A 23,042-nucleotide genomic window follows, 5' to 3' on the forward strand; every position below is an offset into this window, starting at 1 on the left:
CCGAAAACGCCGGGTCATCTGTTCGTCTTTTTCCCGTCAGACCGTTGTCGTTGATTCGGCGTGATCTCTGTCGGGACGCTTCCATGGGTCGATGTGTGTCATCAGGTTGAGTACCCGGTGTCGCATCATCACGCGTTGCCGGGCTTCGACGGCGATGTCGTGTCCTGCTTCCACCGTGATTGTCGCATCGACTTCAATATGCGCATCAACCACGATCATGTCACCCATTTTACGGGTATGCACATCGTGGACGTCAATCACACCCGGGGTTTCCAGCAGTGTCTGACGTATTGCCTGTACTTCCTGATCATCGGCAGCGCGATCCATCAGGTCATGCAGCGCTTCCCAGCTGAACTCCCAGCCCATCTTCGCCACCATAAAGCCGACGATCAGCGCCGCAATCGGGTCAAGAATCGGGTAACCAGCCAGATTGCCGATAATACCCAAAGCGACCACCAGCGACGAGGCTGCATCTGAGCGGGCGTGCCAGGCATTGGCAACGAGCATGCTGGATTTTACTTTTTGTGCAATGGTCAGCATGTAACGGAATAACAGCTCTTTGGAAATCAACGCGCTGCCAGCGACCCACAAAGCAATGCTGTGCACCTGAGGCACGCTTTCCGGTGATTCCAGCTTTCTGAATGCTGACCATAACATGCCGATACCAACCGCTAACAATAACATGCCAAGTATCAGCGACGCTGCTGTTTCAAAACGCTGATGTCCATAAGGATGATCTTCATCCGCATCTTTTTTACTGTGATGGCTGGCAAACAGAACGACAAAGTCTGCCACCAAGTCGGATAGCGAGTGTATGCCGTCGGCGATCAGTGCCTGCGATTTGCCGAATATACCGACGCTGATCTGCAGCGCGGTCAGCGCAAGATTAACGACAACGCTGGTCCAGGTGCTGCGTGCAGCAGCGGCGTTGCGTTCCGCCGCAGTTTTATAGTCGTCTTCTGTGTCGTCATGCGTATCGTTGTGCATATCGTTGTGCATCATCATAAATTTGATTTGACATTTCCTGAGCTGATCAGCGTCGCGCGGATGAAACTCTCAATGAAATGATGTTCTGTGAAAAAATTATTTTTAATAGAATAAACGATCTGTCTTCCGGGTAAAAAGTCAGCCGCGTGTATCTCTCGCTGTATCTGGCTTCCGATCAGAGATGATCCGGCAAAGGTAACGCAAAATTTTCCTCTCTGAACATCCGCGTACAAATGGCAACATATTCAGCATCTAACTGCTTACCTGCAAGCAGTTCAATTTCATGTAGTGCTTTTTCTATGCCTAAAGCCGGTCGATAAGGTCGATACGAGGCCATTGCTTCGACGATATCCGCGATCGCCAGTACGCGTGCTTCCGGCAGAATTTCATTTCCCTGCAATCCACGCGGATAGCCGGAACCATCTATTTTTTCGTGATGTTGATAAACAATTTCTGCAACAGGCCACGGGAACGGTATGTCTTTCAGTATCGTGTAACCGGTGTACGGATGTTCGCTCATCAATAGAAACTCAGCATCACTCAGGCGCTTCGGCTTGGTCAGAATTTCAATCGGAATCGCAATTTTTCCTATGTCATGCACGACTGCCGCCATTTGCAGTGCTTGCAAGCGATCGCTACTCCAGCCCAGCCGCTGCGCAATACCACAGGCAATCACAGATACTCTGTCCTGATGGCCTGAAGTATAAGGGTCACGATTTTCCATTGTTTTTGCCATTGCACGGATTGCCGCGCCCAGGGCATTGGATAAGTTCAACTGTGCTGCTTCACGCTGCTGCCGTTCGCTGTCGATCACGGCATTCTGAGCAAATTTATTCAGCCCGTGCGCAATTTCTCCCGCCAGATGCTCGAATAATTCCAGCATAGTTTTGCCGAAAGTCTCAGGCTCTGACGAGTAAACCGTTAAGGCGCCATGTTGTTCGTGTTGATATTTGAATGGAACGGCAACGCTGGCACGAATATTTTCCTGTTTTGCTTTTTCACTCCATGGCGTAAAGCCGGGATGGGTTTCAGCGTCTTTCATCATCAGGGTGAGGCCGCTGCGTATCGCCAGCCCGGTCGGGCCTTGTCCCCAAGGACTGTCTTCCGCCCAACTGACGGACAAATCCGTCAGATAGTTTTTGCTGCAACCGGATCCGGCGGCAATACGTACACGTTTGTCTGCGGTGTTTTCGGCGATACCAACCCAGGCAAGAACGTAGCGATGTTCGTGCGTTAAGGCTTCGCATACCAACTGCATTAACTCTTCTGCTGAACTTGCCTGTGACAGTGCCAGTGCGGCGCTGGCATACGCTGATAATTCCCATTTCTTCGCCGCCAGTTCATATTCAGTGTCTGCGATGGTTTGCAGATTTCTGAAACTGCCTATCAGCTGGTAACTACCCTGATTTTCAAACATCGTTGCCAGTGAGACTTCCACCGGGATCAGTTGCATCGTTTTTGTCTGTATATACAGATCTTTGAGAACGGCAGGTGTCGATACGGTGAGCAGAGTCGTGTGCAGGGAGCTGCGCTCGTTTTCTGGAAACAATAATTGATATGACATGCCTATCAATTCTGCCCGATCATATCCAGTCAGTAATTCACTTGCCCGGTTCACATCAAGCAACTGACCAGAAGCCATATCTATTGCAAACAGGGGAAACATTGAGTGATTCCAGGCCATCGTATGTAAATCTTCATTACTTGCCGTTTTATTTATATCGGCTACAGGGATGTCCATATTTGAATAATCACTAAATTTATTATTGAATAACATGCGTGGTTTGGTGGCCGATATCCGCGACCTGAGCTCAAACGCAGAGGGATATAACAAGTCACACAGGAAGTGTGCGCATTGTAATAGATATGGCTGTAATTAACTAAATCCTCGGGATGACAATTATTGTTAACTATGATTCCAGGGTAAGCGGATGTTTGCTGAGACAGGGTCGACAGTGGACACCCTGAGTGCTCAGAAATGATGGAATGACTATAAAAAAAGCCCGCAGTCTTTCGATTGCGGGCTGTTCTGGTTAGTGTTGAGTTCGTCGTATTGAATCTAAGTGCTTCGGCAACAGATTCGGATCTTCGTAGACCAGATTTCGTGGCCTGTCACTCATCGTATCTTTACGGACAATTTCTTTGACTGGCTGCATCGTTGGCAATACCGCACCAGAATTTACGCCTAGCGAAGTACGTGCTAAAGGCAATACCAGATTGTCCCAGTCGTTGAAATCCTTGAGTACCCTCAGGCTTGTCGTCGTATCCGGATTGTGGATGTTGAACGCAAATGTGCCGCTCGTCTGATTATTGCTGTTATCCCAGTCCGCATAGGCGCCAGCAACTGCGCCACGGCCGATATTCAGAGATTCGTTCAGGTTATTTTCATCCAGATCGATACTGCTGCCGTTCGAATAATCCATGATAAAGCTGTTGCCGCAAGGCGAATTATCGATGTTGCAGAGGCTGAGACCAGTAGCCTTGGCGTAGGTTTTGTTAGTCAGATAAAAGCGGTTAGCTGCCTGTGCGCCGCTTGGATTTGCACTTAATCCTTTGAGCTGATACATATAGTTCATGATGCTGTAATAGTTGGGCTTGTAATTATTACTTTCATTTCCGCCATGGTTGAGGCCAAGATTATGACCAAATTCATGCATGAACGTCGCTGCCTGGGCGTTGACTAACAGATTGAGTTCTGCTCCTGGGGTGGTCGTCAAGCCGCAACTTCCAAGGGTGATAATAAAATCATTGCCGCCCATTTCCCCCAAGCCACTGGAACCGCAACTACCGTCCACTTGCTGAGAATTCCCCATAATGACGTAATGGAAAATCAGCTTACGACGTACATCAAGGTTAGTCCGTTTTACATCGTACAGATTGGTGCAGCCTGACGTCGTAACCTTGTCATAATCCAATGCCAGACATGGAGTATAAGGCACAGATTTACCGCCACCAAGGTTGAACGCTCCCGGATTGATTGTCGGGGAGAATAAATTACCTGCATCGATATGCAAGGCAATTTTTTTCTTGCCAGCACTGTAGACTTTATTGGCAAAAGTATCGACCAGTTTTTGTGCTGCTTCCGGGCGCAGAATGATGCCAGGGTCGTTGCTGTTCATGCTGTCAATTTGCATAAACACATCACGTTGACCCGGGCGAGCACCCATGGCATAGAGATCCAGCCCAGCAAAAGTTTTACCATTAATTTTTGCACTGTCAGGGATGCCGTCGCCATCAGAGTCAACTACGCCGACACCGACGTCATTCGGACCTGCCGGGGTAGCAAAGTTGACCGAAGACCAGTCCGAACCTGTATTGTTATCCGTCATTCCAGATGCAGCCAGGCGGACGATAGAGTAGCCATACTGGGTTTTATCAAAAGGAAGCGCTGGTGCATTGGCGCCAGTCCAAGCACTGGCAGTTGTCGGGCTCGTGCTGTTGTTGCCAAAACGAACGACATCAGCGGTTTGACCACCTTTGATCAGTTCAATAAAACCTGATGATGTCCAGAAAGGTTTTTGTGCGCTGTTGCCAACATAAACAATCTGTTTACTATCGACAGGGTTATCCACGGTTCTGCTTGAGACTACCAGATACGATTTTGGTGGAATAGTAACTGACGGCATTGGGAAAGTCGTCGGCGTTGAATAAATCGACCCCTGATCCAGATAAGTGCTACGCAATGTATAGTCGGCCAGATTGATGCTGGTAGTTGCATTCGGGTTATAGACTTCGAACCATGTGGATCCGTTACTGTAATAGTCTGAAGAGACTTCAGAAATCAGCAGATTTTTTACAGTTTCCGCTGCGACAGGCTCTGTATTAAAGACGAAACGCTGCACATTGATTTTATTGCCGTTCGTGAGCGTCATAACGCCGGTGGTATTGCTTGTCATCTCGAAGCTGACTACGCCCGGGCCGCTTGGCGAGAGGGACGCTGCTTTATAGCCGCCAAACATCGATTGACCGTTAGAGTAGGATTCCAGGTTGCCACTGATCAGATTCGGTGCCAGCAACTTCGCGCTGCTGACATACCAGGTCGGCAAACCATTGTCCTGATACATGAAGCTGCCGATGAAGGCTTGTGCTCCTTGTGCTTCTATGAAAAAACCGCGTCCACCTTCTTCCGGATTCCACCACCAGCCACTTTGGAACTGGTCAGTAGAAGGCTGGAACGCGGTTGGGGTTGAAATCGGAAAAGCCTGAAGCGCGATCACCGTTGTCGCATTGCTGCCTGAGCTCGTGACGCTTAACTGACCGGTTGTGCTGCTGTCGAAAGATGCAGTTGCCGTTGCGTAGGTCGTTGGTTGCGCTTGTTTATAGGTGCCCAGCAGAGATTGACCACCGGTATAGCGCAGGAAATCGCCACGGTAACTGCCATCAGGCTGTTGATTCATGGTGCTGACATACCAGGTTGACTCACCCGTTGTTTCATACATGAAACCGGCAACGAACAACTGGCTGCCCTGACGTTCAATCGCAAAACCCCGGCCACCTTCCGCCGGATTCCAGAACCATCCAGTTCTCGGTTGAACATAGTTTGCAGCCATCGCTTGCACGGAATTTCCGGCGGCGTTGTTGCTGTTGGTTGAACTTGTGTCCGGCGTACTGCCGCCACAAGCAGCCAGCGTGGCGATCAGCACGCTGCAGACGAAAGACTTAAGTAAATGACTGAGCATAATTTGTCTGGTTTGATTTAAGAATAAGCTAAGTTCCGGCAGACGATGTGATTGCACACTCTGATCCACGTTTGAAGCTTAGTTTTTACAAAAGGGGTGTTACGGGTAGAAACAGAGGAAGTATTGTTCAACATCTGTCTTTATTCAATCCCGAATTCAGTTGATACAAGGTAAGAATCTTACAGAAGTATGAATCTTTGCATGACCTTGACTCAGATGAAGGAATCTTTACATATTCTACATTGTTAAGAGTAGAAAAGTTGCATATTGATAATGGCTACAGATTTTTCAGAAGCCTAGAACATTACTGTGTTTTTTTATACACAAATATGGCATTCCCAGCCTGATAGTCGAAACGAAAGAACAGACAAATTCAACGGCGATCTGGCACTCAACTCAGGCATTTCATGAACGATCTTGCGTCATGGCATAAAATCATGCCTTCAGCACAGGAAAGTTTATGAAACGTAATCTGCATCTCCTCCTCATTGACCCGCAAAATGATTTTTGTGACGTTCCCGCCGATTATCTGATGACCGACCCTGTCAGCCGACAAATCGTCACTCCCGCTTTACCTGTGGCGGGCGCACATGCCGATATGTTGCGAATTGCAGAACTCATAGAACGCGCTGGCGCTGGGCTGTCCGACATTAGTATCACGCTGGATTCTCATCACCGGTATGACATCGCCCATCCGCCTTTCTGGATGGATACCAGCGGAAAGGCGATCGCACCGTTCACCGTGATTTCGGCGCAAGATGTCAGGGATGGACTCTATCTGCCACGTCAGTCGCAATCACTCGCCCGCACACTCGCGTATCTGGATAGTCTGGAAACGAATGGGCGGTATCAACTGATGGTGTGGCCGGTGCATTGCGAAATCGGTAGCTGGGGACATAATGTTCATGCGGATGTGCGGGCGGCTTACGGTCGCTGGGAGGATGCTGGCAGCAGCGTCGCGATGAAACTGATCAAAGGCAGCAATCCCTGGACTGAACATTATTCTGCGGTGATGGCAGAAGTACCGGACCCGCAAGACCCTGCAACGCAGCTAAACCGCAACTTTATCGACAGCTTGGCCGGAGCCGATCAGATCTACATTGCGGGCGAGGCTGGTAGCCACTGCGTCAAAGCGACAACAGAACACATCGTTGAACACTTTGACCCAACGCAGTTGTCAAAGCTGGTATTGCTGAGTGACTGCATCAGCCCGGTAGCAGGGTTTGAGGCGCAATATGCCAGTTTCCTTCACGATATGCAGCAACGCGGTGTGCAGATCGCCACCGCAGCCGATGTGTTGCCCGACTTAGTAGCGAATCAGGCGCGCTGAATTTCATACGCCAGCCATCATGCTGGTGTCTATCAATTACCGTAAAGAATTTCAAATGAAGCCCGTTGTACAAAGCTTGCTGGAAACCGATTTATATAAGTTCACGATGTGGCAGGCGCTGTTGCACAGCCATCCGAATACACAGACGGAATATGCGTTTGTGTGCAGAAACACGCCAGTCTATCCGTTGGCGGAATTGAAAGACGATGTTGAGCGTGAGCTTGATCATTTGTGTTCATTGCAGTTCACCGAAGATGAACTCGATTATCTGAGGTCCTTACGCTTCATCAAAAGTGACTTCACCGATTTTCTGGCGCTATTTCATTTCCAGCGCAAGTTCATCAAAGTCAGTACGAATGGCGAGCAACTGGAGATCGTTGCCACTGGCCCGCAAGTGCATGTTTCGGCGTTCGAGATTTTTGTGTTGCATATCGTTAATGAATTGTATTTCCGCCGTTTGCAGACCGATGCCACCTTACCGGAAGCGCGCCGGCGACTGGCTGCAAAGCTTTCACAGTTACAGGCGTTTGCGCAGGAACCAAAAAAATTTCATCCTTTTGAGTTTTCTGATTTTGGCGTGCGCCGCCGTTTTTCCGGAGCCTGGCATGACGAAGTCATCACTACGCTGGCACGCGAAGTACCGGAATTTTTCAAAGGTACATCGAATGTCTATCTTGCTAAGAAACATCACCTCGTACCGATGGGAACGATGGCGCATGAATACTTGCAGTCCTATCAGTCTTTTGGCGTGCGTTTGCGCGATTTTCAGAAAGCGGCGCTGGAAGACTGGGTGCAGGAATATCGCGGTGATCTAGGGATTGCTTTAACCGATGTCGTTGGTATGGATGCTTTCCTCGCTGACTTTGATCTGTATTTTGCCAAGTTGTTTGATGGTTTGCGGCACGATTCCGGCGACCCTATCGTCTGGGGCGAAAAGGCGCTGGCGCATTATGCGAAACTCAGAATAGATGGTAAAACCAAGCGTCTGGTGTTTTCCGATGCACTCGATTTTGATACTGCGTTCAGAATTTACCGTCACTTTGCGGATCGTACAATGCCGGCATTTGGCATCGGTACCAACCTGACTAATGACACTGGAATCCCACCGTTGAATATCGTCATGAAGCTCATGTCATGCAATGGTCAGCCAGTTGCTAAGTTATCGGACTCCGCCGGCAAAACGCTCTGCACCGACGAAACCTTTCTGGCGTACTTGCGTCAGGTATTTCATCATCCTGCCATCTGACTATGCCACTATGCCATGACGAATAATTTCGATGTTGCAGTCCTGATTGGTCGTTTTCAGCCGTTTCATCAAGGGCATGCCAGTTTATTGGCTCTTGCGCTGTCGAACGCGGACAAGGTGATCGTTGTGCTAGGTTCGGCGTTTTGCGCCAGAAGTGTCAGGAACCCGTTCACCTGGCAGGAGCGGGCGGCAATGATCAGTGCAAGTTTGTCTGAGGCTGATCAGGAGCGTGTCAGTTTTATTCCTGTGCGCGATTATTACAATGATCTGCGCTGGGCAAATGCCGTGCAGAACAAGGTCACGCAAGCTATTGTCGGGCGGGGTGATGAGGCGTTGCATATCGCGCTGATCGGCTATGTAAAAGATGCCTCCAGCTATTATTTGCAGCACTTCCCGCAATGGCAATGGATAGAGGCAGAGCGGGTTGTCACAACGGATGCAACACAGATACGGCAACAGCTGTTTGCAGCAAAGGATATGCAGGCAACATTGGATGCGGTGGTAGCGTTTCTGCCATTGTCTGTGAAGCGTTTTATCAGTGAGTGGGTATTAACGCCTGATTATGCCGGGCTGGTGCAAGAGCATCTGCAACTGCAGAAATACAAAGACGCCTGGAAAGCAGCACCGTATCCGCCGGTATTTTGTACCGTGGATGCTGTGGTAAAAGTAGCCGGACATGTTTTGTTGGTGCAACGCGGAGGATACCCGGGCAAAGGTTTGTGGGCCTTACCGGGTGGTTTCCTTGATCAGCAGGAACTTTTGCTGCAAGGCGCAATCCGAGAATTAATCGAAGAGACGAATCTTGCGGTGTCCAAACCGGAACTCGAAGAGGCGCTGGTTGATGTTCGCGTATTTGATCACCCGGCTCGCAGTCAGCGTGGACGTACGATTACGCATGCCCACTTCTTTGATCTGCCATTGGCAACGCTGCCTGAGATTGTTGCTGCCGATGATGCAGCGCGGGCGGCGTGGTTTCCGGTTACAGAATTGCGCTTGATGGAAGAACAGTTTTTTGATGATCATTTCCATATTCTTGATCGGTTTTTGCAACTGATCGTGGAAGGAAATTAATTGATGCGGGGCAGCTTGCCCCTTTTTTTAAGGTGACATGTGATTAAGATTTTTTCTCAACAACGCTTTATTCAAGCGGTTTGTGCGGCATTGGTCATCGGTGTTGCAGGCTGCGCGCAACCAGTCAAGCAAACGACGGTTTCTGCTGCGACTGAGCAGTCAGCACGACCACCAGTGATTCTGGTATCGATCGATGGTTTCAAACCTGACTACCTGCAACGCGGCGTGACGCCGAATCTGAATGCCCTGATTGCTGACGGTGTGCGTGCAGAAAAAATGCTTCCCTCATTTCCGTCGATCACGTTCCCTAACCACTACACGCTGGTGACCGGCTTACGGCCTGATCATCACGGCATCGTCGGAAATACGATGATAGATCCGGCGATTCCCGGTGTCCGTTTCGGTCTGGGTAACCGCGATGCCGTCATCGATCGTCGCTGGTGGGATCAGGCCGAGCCAGTCTGGGTGACCGCAGAAAAAAATGGTGTCCGTACCGCCACTATGTTCTGGCCAGGTTCAGAAGCGGATATTCATGGTGTACGTCCGACAGAGTGGCGCGTATTCGATGGTAAATTGCCGCCAGAAAAACGCGTTGATACGCTGCTGGGTTGGATCGATCAGCCTGTCGAGAAAAGAGTGGGTTTCCTGACTTTGTATTTTGATGATGTGGACCATGCGGGTCATGAATTCGGGCCGGACGATCGGCACACAACAGATGCTGTTGCCAGTGTTGATGCGGCGATTGGCCGTCTGATTGCCGGCCTGCGCTCGCGTCAGGTCAACGCCAACATTGTGGTGGTGTCGGATCACGGGATGGCAGCCACCAGCGCGGAACGGGTGGTGTATCTGAATAAAATCCTGCCGCCAGACAGTTTTAAGGTGGTGACAGCGGGAACCTACGCCGGTATCGAAGTGGCTCCCGGGCAAGATGCCGTTGTGAAGCAACAGCTGTTGAAAAAACACGAGCACATGGAATGCTGGAAGAAAGCCGATATTCCGGTGCGCTACCACTTCGGTAGCAATGTCCGCGTGCCATCCGTCGTTTGTCTGGCCGATGTCGGCTGGATGATTTTTGGTGAGGAAAATATCAAAAACCGTGCTAACGGCGGCGCGCATGGTTACGACAATACGGCACCGGAAATGGCGGCGACCTTCATTGCCAATGGGCCTGCATTCAAAAAGAATGTGGTGATCCCCGCGTTTGACAACGTTGACGTGTATCCTTTGCTGATGAAGCTGATAGGCGTTCCCGCCTTGCCTTCGGATGGCAGTGAAAAACCAACGGCTGCAGCGTTGAATTAATATTTTCGCCAACAGCTTTCCGGAGCACAGCCAGCCTGGCTGTGCTCCGTTTCCCGCTTTCCCCGTCTTTTTAGCTAACTTCTGCCTGAACTTTGATGCCTGCGACGCTGATGGCTTTCATCCTGCTCAGATACTTGAGCAAAATTCTGTAAGTATCACGATCAAAACGCGGTTTGCCGCGTGTCAGCAAATCCTGAATATCTGCTTCACTCTTCGCCTTGCCCAGATAGCACCATGCCTCAATCACGTGATGGACATTGCCTTCTTTGAGTACAGCGGGGCCAGAGAATGGCCATGCCTTTAATTTCATTGCACCGAGTGCTTCTGCCAGCCGCAGATTATGCTGCAACGGTGATTCCGCGCCGACGCATGCTCCCTTGCATTGCTTCAGTTGGCGCGCAAAGCAAGGCTTGCCCGCGCCACCTTTTTCTAATCCCAGCGTGGCAGCACATAGTTGAAATTGCTTCACTGCCTGCAATAAAAACTCGCGTGCGCTGGCGCCGCTTTTAAACAGACCGTATAACTGTTCTTGTCTGCCGAGATCCAGATCACGGGCATACACGAGTTGTGGTTGCAACAAGCCGCTGCCCATATCCTTCAGACGCCACGAGCAGAATTCTGTGTTGCGGCGTAACTGACGATTCAGCGTTGGTTGCATTTCCTTGATCAGCCTGGCTTCGGTAATCAGCGCATCAATTTCACCCTCGCATTCTATCCACTCAATATCGCGGACTTGTTGCGAGATGCTCATTTCTTTGACAATCGCATGATCCGAAGAAAAATGCGATAACACCCGTTGGCGCAGCGTATTACTTTTGCCGACATAAAGCGGCAATCTGTTTTCTGCAAAAAACAGATAAACGCCATAGCCTTTTGGCAGTTGCTCCACAATATCCGCATCCAGATGCGGCGGCAGACTGGGGCGCGCTGTTTGTTCTTGTACCGCTACCTGTAAGGTTTCTGCGGGTAAAGTCGCCTGCAGATCGCACCAGAACTGGTAAATCGCATCGGCATCGGTCAAGGCGCGATGTCTATCGCCGACGCTGATCTGATGGCGCTCGATCAGACAGTCAAGATTGTGTTTGGCAAACTGTGGGAACAACTGACGCGACAGCTTCAGTGTACACAGCACCGTTGCTCTGAAAGTGAGGCCGAGGCGCTTGAATTCATTTTTCAAAAATCCATAATCAAAGCGCGCATTATGCGCAACGAAGATATGTCCTTGCAGGCGTTGCAAAACTTCTTCTGCAATATCAGCAAATACAGGCTGATCAGCGACCATTACATTGCTGATGCCGGTCAGTTGCTCAACAAAGGGCGGGATAGCTGCTTCGGGGTTTAATAGTTGTGACCAGCGTTCTGTACGTTCGCCATCAAAAGTCACGATAGCGATTTCAGTGATACGGTCACGGGTTGCGATGGTGCCTGTGGTTTCCAGGTCGACGAAGGCAAGAGGGCTTGCAAGTAGGCTCAAAATCTGACTCAGTTGGTGCGTATATAGCCCGTCATTGTATAGGGGATCAGCGCTTTTTGATGTGTCCTCATCCTTGTTGCACGCGTCTTTCGCATCCTGGACACTTCTTAAGCAGCTATGTTGGCTTAATTAAACCTTATGGAACAGATCGTCTGATTTTGATGTTCCGCGGCGCCGGATTATCGGACAATGTGTGGAATATCTTTTCATAAAAACATCATGCCAACTACTTCTCAGCCAGCTTATTTGCCGACGGCGCCGGATGCGCTGGTCGATGCGTGTGGTCAGGTTCGTACCGGAAAATTTGCCGGTGCCGTCTCGGTGATTGACTGGTCTGCGCTTGCGGCTCCTTTCCGGCGCGGTGTCGTATGGCAGCGCTTTCATCACAAGCACTGGCAGTATGCTGCACTGGTGACGGATCAGATATTTTGCGGCATCGCGATTGTGGATGTTGGCTGGTCCAATACTGCATTTGCCTACGTGTTTGACCGTCAGCAAAAAAAGCTGCTGGCAGAATTTTCGCAGGATGGCATACCCGGGCTGACGGCGCATCTGAATGCCCATCCTGCCACCGGCGCTGAAAGCTGGTTTCGCTTTCCCGGACAGCGGCTACATTTTCATCATCAGCCTGCCAACAATACTTACCGTATTCAGGTGTCGTTTCGCGATTGCCATATTGATGCTGAATTACATTTGGCCGATGCAGCGCCGGAATTGCTGGCCGTCGGCAATGTCATTGGTGGCAGCGTGCATGCAACGATGAAATCTGGCGGGATGCGCTTGAGCGGGGAAGTGAAAGTCGGGCAACGGTGTTTCAGCCTTAGCGATGGTTGCGGCAGTGTCGATCACAGCAATGGTTTTCTGGCGCGGGAAACGCGCTGGCTGTGGGCGTCGGCACATAGTCTGGATATGGGGTTTAATCTGCAATCCGGCTATTTCGGCGATCAGGAAAATGCTTTGTGGCTGGACGGACAACTGATTTCTCTGAGCAGCGCGCACTTTGAATACGACCCGGCGAACGTGCTCGCACCGTGGCATATCCACACCAGTGATGGTTTACTGGATTTGCATTTTCAACCGGAAGGCGTGCGCAGTGAAAACAAGAATCTGCTGATTGCCGCGAGTCGCTATCAACAACCGGTGGGCAGTTTCAGCGGCTGGGTCAGGGCACACACAGATGAGCTGCCACGCCCCGTCAGCTATTTGGCTGGCGTGACTGAAGACCATTTTGCACGCTGGTAATTTTTCTTGATTGCGATCAAGCAAGATCAACGTCATGCGCCTGATTCTGCCGGATTGATGTGCGGGCCGGCGGTTTTCTGCTGAAAGTTTGATCTGCCCGGTATGAGGTTTGATTTCTTCATGCTACAAGACAGCTTTACTTTCTTATTTTCATTTTGCCATGTTGACCCTCACGCTCAATGAATTTTCGCTTGATAAATTTTTAGCTGATTACTGGCAGCAAAAGCCGGTCCTGATACGTCAGGGCTTTCCTGGATTCAGCGATCTGATTTCACCGGATGAACTGGCTGGGCTGGCATGTGAATCGCAGATAGATTCTCGTCTGATTTATAAACAATCAGGAAAATGGCAAGCCGAAAATGGCCCGTTTGAAAGCTACGAACATCTTGGCGAGCGCGATTGGACGCTGGTGGTACAGGCCGTTGATCACTGGTCGCCTGAAGTCGCCAGTCTGGTGCGGGCATTTTCTTTCATTCCGAAATGGCGGCTCGATGACGTGATGATCAGCTTTGCCGCGCCGGGCGGCGGTGTCGGGCCGCACATCGATTTGTATGACGTGTTTATCTGTCAGGGCTCAGGCAGCCGTCGCTGGCGCGTTGGTGATCGGGGTAACCATCGTCAATTCGCCGCTCACGCCGCCTTATTGCATACCGATCCTTTCGAACCCATTATCGACGCGGTGCTGACTGCGGGTGACATTCTCTATATCCCACCCGGCTTTCCGCATGATGGCGTATCACTTGAGAGTTCCATGAGTTTTTCAGTGGGCTTTCGCAGCAAATCCGCCAGCGATATGCTGAGCGGATTGGCGGACTACCTGATAGATAATGAACTCGGCGGCACCCTGATCAGTGATCCGCAACGCCGTATGCATCAGCATCAGGGGCATATTAATGCCAGTGATTTTGCGCTGATCAAACAGCAAATGCAGACGATACTGAATGACGACGAAATCATGATGAATTTTGTCGGCTGCCATTTATCGAAAACCAAATGCGAACTCGATTTGCAGGCGCTGGATTTTCCTATCAATGAAACCGAGTTACGCAAGAGTTTGCAGCAAACCGATCTGATTCGCACCGGTGGCTTGCGTTGTTTCTATCTTGACGACAGCATCAGTCAGGGTATTTGCTATGTCAACGGCGAGCGGTACGAATTCGGGGCAGACTGCAGTGCGACTGTGCTGGCGCTGTGCGATGAAGACAATCTCAGTTTGGCGGCATTGGAACAAGGTTTACAGCACGCTGCTTTCGTCAAAGCGCTGACGCAATGGGTGAATGACGGTTATTGGTATTTCTGAATGGCGCGTTGATTTGCATCTCGAGTCTCAATATTGAGATCAGAGAATAAAAATGCTGATAATCAGCGTAGTCGTCTGAAGTACTAAATAAAGACCAGCCCGGACGAACAGTACTTATAAAAAACGCCAGTGTCTTCTGACTACGATGTCAGGAGAGCACTGGCGTTTAGCGTTGAATCAGGCTTAGTTATTCAGGCTGTGCGTCCGGTAAGGCGATCTTGTTATCGGTACTGAACTGGTAATCACGGAACACATGTTCGGCACTGAGGATCTGGTAAGTACCATCCGGCAATTTGCGCGTGGTGTCTTTGAGGCGATACGTGGTCTGACCGCAAGTCCAGCAATTGAAGTTACGCATGTGGGTGCACAGGCAGGTCTTGTCCATGACTGAGATTTTTTTTGCATCCGGGTGCAGCGCAACTTCACGGTTGTATGACGTGATGTAAGCGCAATTGCCGTTCGCATCCAGCAGATAACCATACGACTCACAGCCTGGGCGAATGCCATCGCCAATTGCTGGCGTATTTTTCAGCATACGCATAGGGTAGCCGGTCGGCGAAATATGATTGACTTCAATATCGTCTTCGCTGGCTTTGAAGTATTCCTGTTTGACACTATCCGGCAAACCGCATTCTTTCGTCACCGTGAAACGGGTTGCCACCTGTACGCCGGAGGCACCGTTTTCGAGGAAGGAAACCGCATCGCTGCCGGTGAAAATACCGCCCGCCGCAATGATAGGAATATCCAGTTGTTCTGCTTTCAGATACTCAGACACTTCGGTCACAATCGTCTGTAAATCGAATGTGGCCCAGTCATCACCGAAACCCAGATGACCACCCGCCAACGGACCTTCGACGATCACGTAGTCAGGCAGACGGTTTAATTTTGCATTTTTACGCAGGAATAATTGCAACGCGCGGACTGATGAGACGATGATGCCTAGCTTGGCTTCACGGAAACGCGGGTGCTCCGCCATCAGACCGAAGGAGCTCAGATGCAGACCGGCGCTCAGCGTGATGCCGTCAATACCCGCATCCAGCGCTGCTTCCAGACGCACTTTCAGCGTTTCACGCGGGCCGTTCATGGTCAGCTTTTCCATGCAGTTCACAAAGATCATACCCGAGCCTTGTTTGGCTTCCATGGTACGACCAATGTGCAGGCGCGTCGCCGCAGCCAGGTCTTCAAGATTGAATTTGATATCCGTCTTGTCGGTATTGTTGATGTTGTATTTGTAGAATTTGGTTTTTTCCTTGATGTAGCTGGTACCAAAGCGGCGATCCGACACATCATGCACCAGTGCGTCAGAAATATGGCCGATACCACCCAGACGGGCGGCAACCAACGCCAGCTCCGCAGTGGAAATATCGACACCCATCCCGCCTATCATGATGGGAACCAGTTCATCTTTGCCTAACTTCAGGCGGAAATCATCTACTCGTTTCATTGCAATCCTTGACACATTGAGCTGTAAGTCGCACCCGATGGCGAAATCTCGTTACTGAGTGAGGCGGTTATTCAACATAAGTTTGTCAAATATTTTCACAAAGCTATTTTATAAAATAACAGCGCCCCAGATTGTAAGCCAGGCTAGCTATGCGCTGTGAATAATTTCGTCTCGCAAATATTCACATTTGTGCCTAAAAAAACAGCAAATTTAAGTGCACAAAAATTGTCATTAGCATCATTTTTATGATTTTGCAGACAGCTAGACGACAAAGGGAGGGAAATAATCCTAATTAAGCTATTTTTCTTTTACACAGATATTAGTAAAAACATCATTTTTCTTTTTTCTGCTCCCGGAAAATAATTGCAGTCAGCGCTATTTTTTTGCAGCTTGTTGATATCCCTCAAATTCGTACTGGCGTGAAGTGGTTTTATTGACGCCTCAATGTGCCTGACGACTGTTTCAGGGACATGACATAGGCGGCTCACACGTACGATTGTCGCATTAGCCTGCACTTTTTGCCGAACACCGGCAACGCTGGCAAACATAATATTGCCGTAGACCAGTGCCAGAGTTGAATGACGTCTTCTTTTAAATTGCTCATCATTCGTGCGATGCGCTTGATATCTGCTTTACATAAGGCTCTCTCAGAAAAAAACAATGTCTTCCTGAGTTTTATTTCTGATCGCCTCCGTCAGTCTCTGTTGCCGTGCTGATGGTAATGAGTGCCGCGTTGCAGACTCTCGCCTGGCGTTCACCAGCGCAATTTTTTCCAGGCTGTTTGTTGAGGTGGTGTCAAAAAAGTCCATGCGAGAAAACGGCTTTGTTTATTGCCCTGGCTCATGGCAATTTCTTTGATTTCCAGCGCTTTGACGCGTTTCAGTGCTGCTTTGAGTGCGGGCAAATTATCTGATTTTGATACCAGCGTGCTGAACCAGAAGCATCGTCCCGGTATGCTGGCGCTTTCAGTGATCATGCGTTCGATAAAAGCAAGCTCACCGCCAGGACACCACAGTTCAGCATCGCGGCCGCCGAAATTCAGTATGGGCGTAGTTGCATCGGCCTGCTTTTCCTTGCCGAGATTATTCCATTTACGTTGCGAGCCTGCCTGCGCTTCCGCCATCGAAGTGTGAAAGGGCGGATTACACATGCTGAGATCAAACCAGTCATCATCAAAAATGATGTTATTAAAAATAGCGTTTGCCGATGGCTGCAGACGCAAATTGATTCTGGCAGCGAGTGCAGGGTTCGCGTCGAGTATGCGTTGTACATTCGCCAGCGATGCCGGATTGATGTCGGTCGCGGTAAATTGCCAGCCGTATTCGCTGACACCGATCAGCGGATAAATGCCATTCGCTCCCGTACCGATATCGAGCACACTCAGTAAATTTTTTTTCGGGAGCACGCCTTTGTTCGTCGATGTCAGTAAATCCGCCAGATAGTGCAGGTAATCAGCGCGTCCAGGCACTGGCGGACAAAGCTGCTGTTCCGGAATATCCCAGTCAAGTATCCCGTATTCACTTTTCAGTAAAGCACGGTTCAGCGCTTTCACCGCTACCGGGTCAGCAAAATCGATACTGGATTCACCGTACTCATTGCGCATCACAAACACCGCCAATGCACTGTCCACCGCTACAAGCCGGGCGAAATCATAGCGCCCCTGATGGCGATTGCGCGGATGGAGTTTGCTGGACTTTTGTATAGCGGAGCTGGGATGCGGGCGTGACATGCGTTGATGAACCGGTCTGGTAGAGAAGGCATTGTTGCACAAACTGCGGCGAAATTACGACAGTGGTATTTTTTTGAAAAAATTACCACGGTCATTTGTAAATCTTAAATCTATACTTCACATGTTTTTTCAATAACGAGATAAAGACATCATGAAAAATATTCCTGCTATTGCGTCCATCATCATTGTGATTTTGCTGTTACTGGTTTTGAATCCCTTTGCCACGATACAAGCGGGACATCGCGGTGTGTTAACGACGTTTGGTAAGCCCTCTGATGAGGTGTATAGCGAAGGCATCCATTTCGTCTGGCCGATTGCACAGCGCTTACATAAAGTATCGGTCGCGATACAGAAAGGCGAGGGCGATGGTGACGCCGCATCGAAAGATCTGCAAACCGTTCATACAAAAATTGCGATCAATTACCACGTCAGACCAGATGCCGTAGTCTCCGTCTTCCGTGATCTCGGCAATGAGCCAGGCGAGCGCATCATTATTCCTAGTGTGCAGGAAGCGGTGAAAGCCGTAACTGCGCGATTCACCGCTGAAGAGCTGATTTCAAAACGCTCGCAAGTCCGCGATGAAATTGTCATCGCGCTCAAAGAACGCATGGCCAGACACGGTTTAGTTGTGGATGAATTCTCTATCGTTAACTTCAATTTCAGCCGCACGTTCAATGAAGCGATTGAAGCGAAAACGACCGCAGATCAGTTAAAAATGAAAGCGGAACGTGATTTGCAACGTATCGAAGTCGAAGCGAAACAAAAAGTGTCGCGTGCGCGTGCTGAAGCGGAAGCGCTGGCCTTACAACGTCAGCAGGTGACACCGGAGTTGCTGCGTCTGCGTGAAACAGAAAATCAGGCGAAAGCGATAGAGAAATGGGATGGTCGTCTGCCGACTACAACCGGTGGCGCGATTCCGTTTTTGAATATCAACAGTAACGGCAACAATAAATAAGCAAAAAAAAAAGCCCTTGTCTGGCAAACGTGTCAGACAACGGCGTTCATGCATCATTACTGCTGTGAATACAGGTGCCGCAGAACCGGCACCTGATTTTCTGGTAAATGTTGTTGCGAGTTATTAGGAAATGCTGACCGCACTGGTGCCGCTGTTGACGGTGGCAGTGGTAATGCGAGCGATCACATCTGTTGGTGCTGTCATCGTACCGTTATTCACCAGCTTATTCACTTGCTTAAACTGGGCGACCAGTTTACCCGGCGTTAATGTCACCACCGTATATCCCTGCGCATCGGAATTGATGTACTTCATCCACTGATTATTTCCGAGTGCTGCCAGTTGCTGCGCCAGACCCAGCAGGCTGGTATTGAAGTCGCTATTCGTTTTCAACCCCGCCAGAATGGCCTGTACTGTGCCCGTCAGCGTTGCGCCTTCAGGTACGCCTTTGGCTGTCAGCGCGCCTGTCAGTTGTACGCGGATCTGTTCCAGCAGGCCATCGACCGTCGGCGCTGCTTTGCCCATGGTGTAATCGAGCATATTGACGTTGATGGTGATCGTGCCGATATTCGGTACAGGAATACTCAGCGGGTAAAAGATGATCGTTGCCAGACCGGTAGAACCTGCACCATCTTTCATATAAGTGAAGAAAGAGTCGGAACTGATACCGGCGCTGACCAGATCTACCATCGCAGGTGTGCCACCACCAGCCGCATCGAAATCATCGTTAACAGTACCGGCAAAGAAGCCGTGAATATCACCGGTCACCGAGACCACGTTACTGATTTTATTCGTCAGCAAATGTTGCATCAGCGCTTTGCGTTCGCTGTTATAACCATCCCATTGATCGCAGTTCAGCAAGAACTTAGTAAAGAATGATGACAGCGCCGCTTGCTGACCTGAAGCGATGACGAAACTGGAATTTTGCTTGTTGGTCTGCACGTCCGGTTTGATGTAACCAAACGCGATGGTTTGCGCAGCGGCACCGATCTGTGGCGCTGTTCCCGCTGCTGCAGCAGCTTTCGCGGCGTTGAACGTTGCTACGGCGATACCTGCCTGCGCAGCAGTCAGACCCGCCGATGTTCCTGCTGTGGCGACATTGCCGCCCGTTGCGGCAGCCGTGACCATGGCGACTGCTGCACCACTGGCAACAGCCTGTGAAGCACCGGCAGTCATTGCTGCCACCAGCGTTGCTGCGACCAGCACATTGCCGCCGAGTGCAGGATTACTCAGTGTGGTGGTGATATTTGTTGCCAGTGTGGAGATGGAATTCAGTGCAAGTAATGTCGCAATCGCATCCGTACCATTGAGACCCATGCGCATCAGGCAGACTTCGTTACCCCAGATTTTCCAGGTATTGGTCGATGTCTGCATTTTATTTTTCCACCAGTCGCGCTGGGTTTTACCCAGCATACTGACATCCGACAATGGATCGCCGGTCATGGCAGTGGCCGCAGTGATTTTTTGTCCTTCCACCAGATTGAATACATCTTGCGGCACCACATAACGTGTGCCCATGCTGCTGTTCAGCGCCTTACCTGTTGCAGGGTTGAACAGGCTTTCCGGCACGACGTGATCTGAACGATACAAGCGTTCATCGGTCATGACCAGTTGCATCAGCTTGCCGAACTGGAAGTCACGATAAATCTGGATATTCTGGAAGCCGGTATTTGCTGCATCCAGGCTGACATCGGCCGGCATAAATTCAAACCATGCCTGATTCGCTGTGCGGCGGCGACTGGTCTGGTGAATATTATTGCCGCTTGAATCGAGGCTGTTGTTTTCGTAGGTGACGGCGTCTTTCCAGGCGTCATCAGAAAATTCATGATCGTCCCAGATCGCGATATACGCGAAACGTTCGTGTATCGCTTGCTGACGCGGGTCGCTGCGATACATTTTGTAAAGGTAACGGTAATCGGCAAGCGTCGTTGCATATTTAGCTTTACCGGTAGTGCCGTCGGCATTCAGCAATGCAGTGCCATCAGGCAATTGCAATGCGGTGTGGCGCGCTTCTGCATTACCTGTCTGGAATGCCGCACCAACGGTTTCGTAAATATAGTCGCCGAGGTGGATGATGAAATCGAGATTTTCATTTTTAGCGATGTAGTCCATCGCACCCCAGTGATTGACGCTCCAATCCTGGCAAGTCAGATAGGCGAACTGTAATTGTGCGACATCTGCGTTGCTTGCTGGCGCTGTTTTGAAACGTCCGACATTCGAGCGCACATCACCGGCGATGAACTGATAGAAATAAGTCTGACCTGCCTGCAAGCCAGTCACTTTATTGCGAACTGTGTTATCGAAGCTGGCGAGTACAGACAAACGTGTATCGACGACGGTCGTGCCAGTCAGTGCGGTATTGCTGCCGAGCAGAGCTGTGTTATCTGTTGCGGTTACGATCAGGCGTATTGCGACATCGTTGCCAGTTGGCGCTACCGCTGCGACTCCCAGCGATGCCGGAGTTACACGTGTCCACAGGATAACGCTGTCAGGACGAGGGTCACCGGAAGCGACACTTTGCGGGAATTTCCAGCCTGTGCCGGTAGCCAGCGGTAATTCAGATTGGTCGCTGGCAACGCTGCTGCTACCGCCGCAGGCACTCAGACTGCCGGTGGCCACTGATACTGATAAAAAGCCGCTATATTTCAAAAACTGTCGTCTATCCAATTTCATCTCCCTGGAGTTGGCGGTTGAGCAGACTGCTGTTGACGTATCGCATGGGCATACAGGAGCCGGAGGTCATGCGTTGATGCGACAGACGATTCTGCATCAGACCATATTGCTGGCGTACGCAAAAAGCAGTACACAACAACAAGCTAAAAACCAGAAAGACTAGGGGGTGGATATGTCATCGTGATGACATTGATACTAGGGTGTTTACTCTATTCGTCAGCTGAAATATCTGTGCTTCCTATGCCCCGGGAAAAGAAGAACGAGATGGTCGGCGGTATTTGCTGCGTTTGTAAAACCGCTGCCATCTCTTAGAATTTTGCGCTGAAGCAGATTGCTCGACAGGCAGTTTCGTTACTGTGAACTCAGTTACTGTAAAAACAGCGGCCGCAGACATGGTGATAACGTTCGTTGCCGCCGATATCGATCTGTTCGCCGCTGCGGGTGCGCTTGCCTTGTTCGTCCACGCGGATATTCATTGTCGCTTTTTTACCGCAGCTGCAGATGTTTTTGAGTTCTTCTATCGTGTCTGACAGTGCCAGTAAATACGTGGAGCCGGTAAATGGTTCACCCAGAAAATCGCTGCGCAGGCCGTAACAAATGACGGGCACACCGCGCACATGCGCGAGCTGATGCAATTGCTTTACCTGATCGGCAGATAAAAACTGCGCCTCATCGACCAGCACGCAACTGACTTGCGGCGCTTCTTCAAAAAAATCGAAACCGGCATCAAACACGGCGGCTTCACGTTGCGGTCCAAGACGCGAAGTAACTTTGCCCTGGCCGTAGCGATGGTCGATCGCGGCCGTGTACAGACAGACTTGCTGACCCTGTTCTTCGTAATTGTGTGCGACTTGCAGAAGGGCGGTCGATTTTCCTGCATTCATGGCTGAATATCTGAAATAAAGCTTTGCCACGGTGTTCCTTAAAATTGAGGTCGAGATAAATAGTGACGGTCTGGGGTGATTTCAAGAGCGTCGAAACCGCTATTGTAGAGAATCATCACGCCCCGGGTCACGAAAAAAATGTATACAAATTTTTCTCTTGAAAAGCTTTTGACGCACCCTATCTTTGACTCAGCAGATGCTCACCTGAGGTCTGCGGAAATTATTTATATCGCTTCAATTTAAAAGGATATCACCATGCGTAATTTTGACTTTGCTCCGTTGTATCGTTCGGCAATTGGCTTTGACCGTCTTGCACAATTGTTTGATGACGCGCAGCGTAATGATGCAACACCAAGCTACCCGCCATACAACATCGAACTGATTGCGGAAGATAAATATGCGATCACGATGGCCGTTGCCGGATTTGATCGCAGCGAACTCGATATCGAAAGCGAACGCGATACACTGAAAATCGTCGGTCGCAAGCAAAAAGATGAAACCCAGAAAAACTATCTGCATCGCGGCATCGCCTCACGCGATTTTGAACACCGCTTCCGCCTTGCCGATCATGTGAAAGTGGTCAGCGCACGTCTTGACAATGGTTTGCTGAGCATAGAGCTGGTGCGCGAAGTACCGGAAGCCTATAAACCACGTCGCATCCTGATTGATGGCGACAACCTGCAACTGGTGCAGTCACAAGCAGCGTAAACACTACGTTTGTTCTGATAC

Annotated in this window: 17 protein-coding genes; 8 read left to right on the top strand and 9 right to left on the bottom strand. The window is 50.1% G+C overall.

What is annotated here, in order from left to right; genetic code table 11:
• Positions 1-36 precede the first annotated feature (36 nt).
• The 3 genes from H8K26_RS02080 to H8K26_RS02090 form a co-directional block, all read right to left on the bottom strand.
• Positions 37-1,002 carry a cation diffusion facilitator family transporter gene (locus H8K26_RS02080; protein ID WP_390366136.1) on the bottom strand — a complete coding sequence of 322 codons (966 nt, stop codon included), beginning with the start codon at positions 1,000-1,002 and terminating at the stop codon, positions 37-39.
• Positions 1,003-1,162: 160 nt separating this feature from the next.
• Entirely contained in the window at positions 1,163-2,764 is a 1,602-nt protein-coding gene (locus H8K26_RS02085; protein ID WP_317889232.1) for an HD domain-containing phosphohydrolase, read from the bottom strand.
• Positions 2,765-3,020: 256 nt separating this feature from the next.
• Complete coding sequence (locus H8K26_RS02090) at positions 3,021-5,666, bottom strand: hypothetical protein (protein WP_190477031.1); 2,646 nt, start codon at positions 5,664-5,666, stop codon at positions 3,021-3,023.
• A 460-nt stretch (positions 5,667-6,126) separates the two neighbouring features.
• Here H8K26_RS02090 and H8K26_RS02095 point away from each other — a divergent pair, with 460 nt between their 5' ends.
• The 4 genes from H8K26_RS02095 to H8K26_RS02110 are packed head-to-tail and all read left to right on the top strand — an operon-like array spanning position 6,127 to position 10,615.
• Positions 6,127-6,996 (top strand): cysteine hydrolase family protein, encoded by an 870-nt coding sequence (locus H8K26_RS02095; protein WP_190477032.1) that lies wholly within the window; start codon positions 6,127-6,129, stop codon positions 6,994-6,996.
• A gap of 55 nt (positions 6,997-7,051) precedes the next feature.
• The gene (pncB, locus tag H8K26_RS02100) at positions 7,052-8,242 is read left to right on the top strand and encodes a nicotinate phosphoribosyltransferase (RefSeq protein WP_190477033.1); all 1,191 of its coding nucleotides are present in this window, start codon (positions 7,052-7,054) and stop codon (positions 8,240-8,242) included.
• A gap of 15 nt (positions 8,243-8,257) precedes the next feature.
• Positions 8,258-9,313: a bifunctional nicotinamide-nucleotide adenylyltransferase/Nudix hydroxylase gene (locus H8K26_RS02105; protein ID WP_190477034.1), complete on the top strand. Its 1,056-nt coding sequence runs from the start codon at positions 8,258-8,260 to the stop codon at positions 9,311-9,313.
• 39 nt (positions 9,314-9,352) lie between these two features.
• Positions 9,353-10,615, top strand: a complete 1,263-nt coding sequence (locus tag H8K26_RS02110) for an alkaline phosphatase family protein (RefSeq protein ID WP_317889233.1) — start codon at positions 9,353-9,355, stop codon at positions 10,613-10,615.
• A gap of 70 nt (positions 10,616-10,685) precedes the next feature.
• On the opposite strand, the gene H8K26_RS02115 is transcribed toward H8K26_RS02110, so the two are convergent.
• Positions 10,686-12,089, bottom strand: coding sequence for a 3'-5' exonuclease family protein (locus H8K26_RS02115; RefSeq protein ID WP_223826791.1), 1,404 nt, complete (start codon positions 12,087-12,089; stop codon positions 10,686-10,688).
• A gap of 219 nt (positions 12,090-12,308) precedes the next feature.
• Between H8K26_RS02115 and H8K26_RS02120 the strand changes: the two genes are divergently transcribed.
• The gene (locus H8K26_RS02120) at positions 12,309-13,331 is read left to right on the top strand and encodes a DUF2804 domain-containing protein (RefSeq protein ID WP_190477035.1); all 1,023 of its coding nucleotides are present in this window, start codon (positions 12,309-12,311) and stop codon (positions 13,329-13,331) included.
• A gap of 160 nt (positions 13,332-13,491) precedes the next feature.
• Complete coding sequence (locus H8K26_RS02125; protein ID WP_190477037.1) at positions 13,492-14,631, top strand: cupin domain-containing protein; 1,140 nt, start codon at positions 13,492-13,494, stop codon at positions 14,629-14,631.
• 187 nt (positions 14,632-14,818) lie between these two features.
• Here H8K26_RS02125 and H8K26_RS02130 read toward each other — a convergent pair whose 3' ends face one another.
• From H8K26_RS02130 to rlmF, 3 genes are all read right to left on the bottom strand, one after another.
• The gene (locus H8K26_RS02130; protein WP_190477039.1) at positions 14,819-16,075 is read right to left on the bottom strand and encodes a nitronate monooxygenase; all 1,257 of its coding nucleotides are present in this window, start codon (positions 16,073-16,075) and stop codon (positions 14,819-14,821) included.
• A 308-nt stretch (positions 16,076-16,383) separates the two neighbouring features.
• Positions 16,384-16,623: a hypothetical protein gene (locus H8K26_RS02135; RefSeq protein ID WP_190477041.1), complete on the bottom strand. Its 240-nt coding sequence runs from the start codon at positions 16,621-16,623 to the stop codon at positions 16,384-16,386.
• Positions 16,624-16,829: 206 nt separating this feature from the next.
• On the bottom strand, positions 16,830-17,804 hold the full coding sequence (rlmF, locus tag H8K26_RS02140) for a 23S rRNA (adenine(1618)-N(6))-methyltransferase RlmF (RefSeq protein ID WP_190477042.1): 975 nt from the start codon (positions 17,802-17,804) through the stop codon (positions 16,830-16,832).
• Between the two features lie 151 nt (positions 17,805-17,955).
• Here rlmF and H8K26_RS02145 point away from each other — a divergent pair, with 151 nt between their 5' ends.
• Complete coding sequence (locus H8K26_RS02145; RefSeq protein ID WP_190477044.1) at positions 17,956-18,759, top strand: prohibitin family protein; 804 nt, start codon at positions 17,956-17,958, stop codon at positions 18,757-18,759.
• Between the two features lie 123 nt (positions 18,760-18,882).
• On the opposite strand, the gene H8K26_RS02150 is transcribed toward H8K26_RS02145, so the two are convergent.
• The gene (locus tag H8K26_RS02150) at positions 18,883-21,423 is read right to left on the bottom strand and encodes an alkaline phosphatase D family protein (protein WP_223826792.1); all 2,541 of its coding nucleotides are present in this window, start codon (positions 21,421-21,423) and stop codon (positions 18,883-18,885) included.
• Positions 21,424-21,791: 368 nt separating this feature from the next.
• Positions 21,792-22,343: a thymidine kinase gene (locus H8K26_RS02155; RefSeq protein WP_190477047.1), complete on the bottom strand. Its 552-nt coding sequence runs from the start codon at positions 22,341-22,343 to the stop codon at positions 21,792-21,794.
• A 225-nt stretch (positions 22,344-22,568) separates the two neighbouring features.
• Here H8K26_RS02155 and H8K26_RS02160 point away from each other — a divergent pair, with 225 nt between their 5' ends.
• The gene (locus H8K26_RS02160) at positions 22,569-23,021 is read left to right on the top strand and encodes an Hsp20 family protein (protein WP_186883822.1); all 453 of its coding nucleotides are present in this window, start codon (positions 22,569-22,571) and stop codon (positions 23,019-23,021) included.
• The last annotated feature ends 21 nt before the right edge of the window (positions 23,022-23,042 follow it).

Origin of the sequence: Cognatundibacterium aquatile, from assembly GCF_014699135.1 — a bacterium.
Classification (GTDB): Bacteria; Pseudomonadota; Gammaproteobacteria; order Burkholderiales; family Burkholderiaceae_D; genus Undibacterium; species Undibacterium aquatile.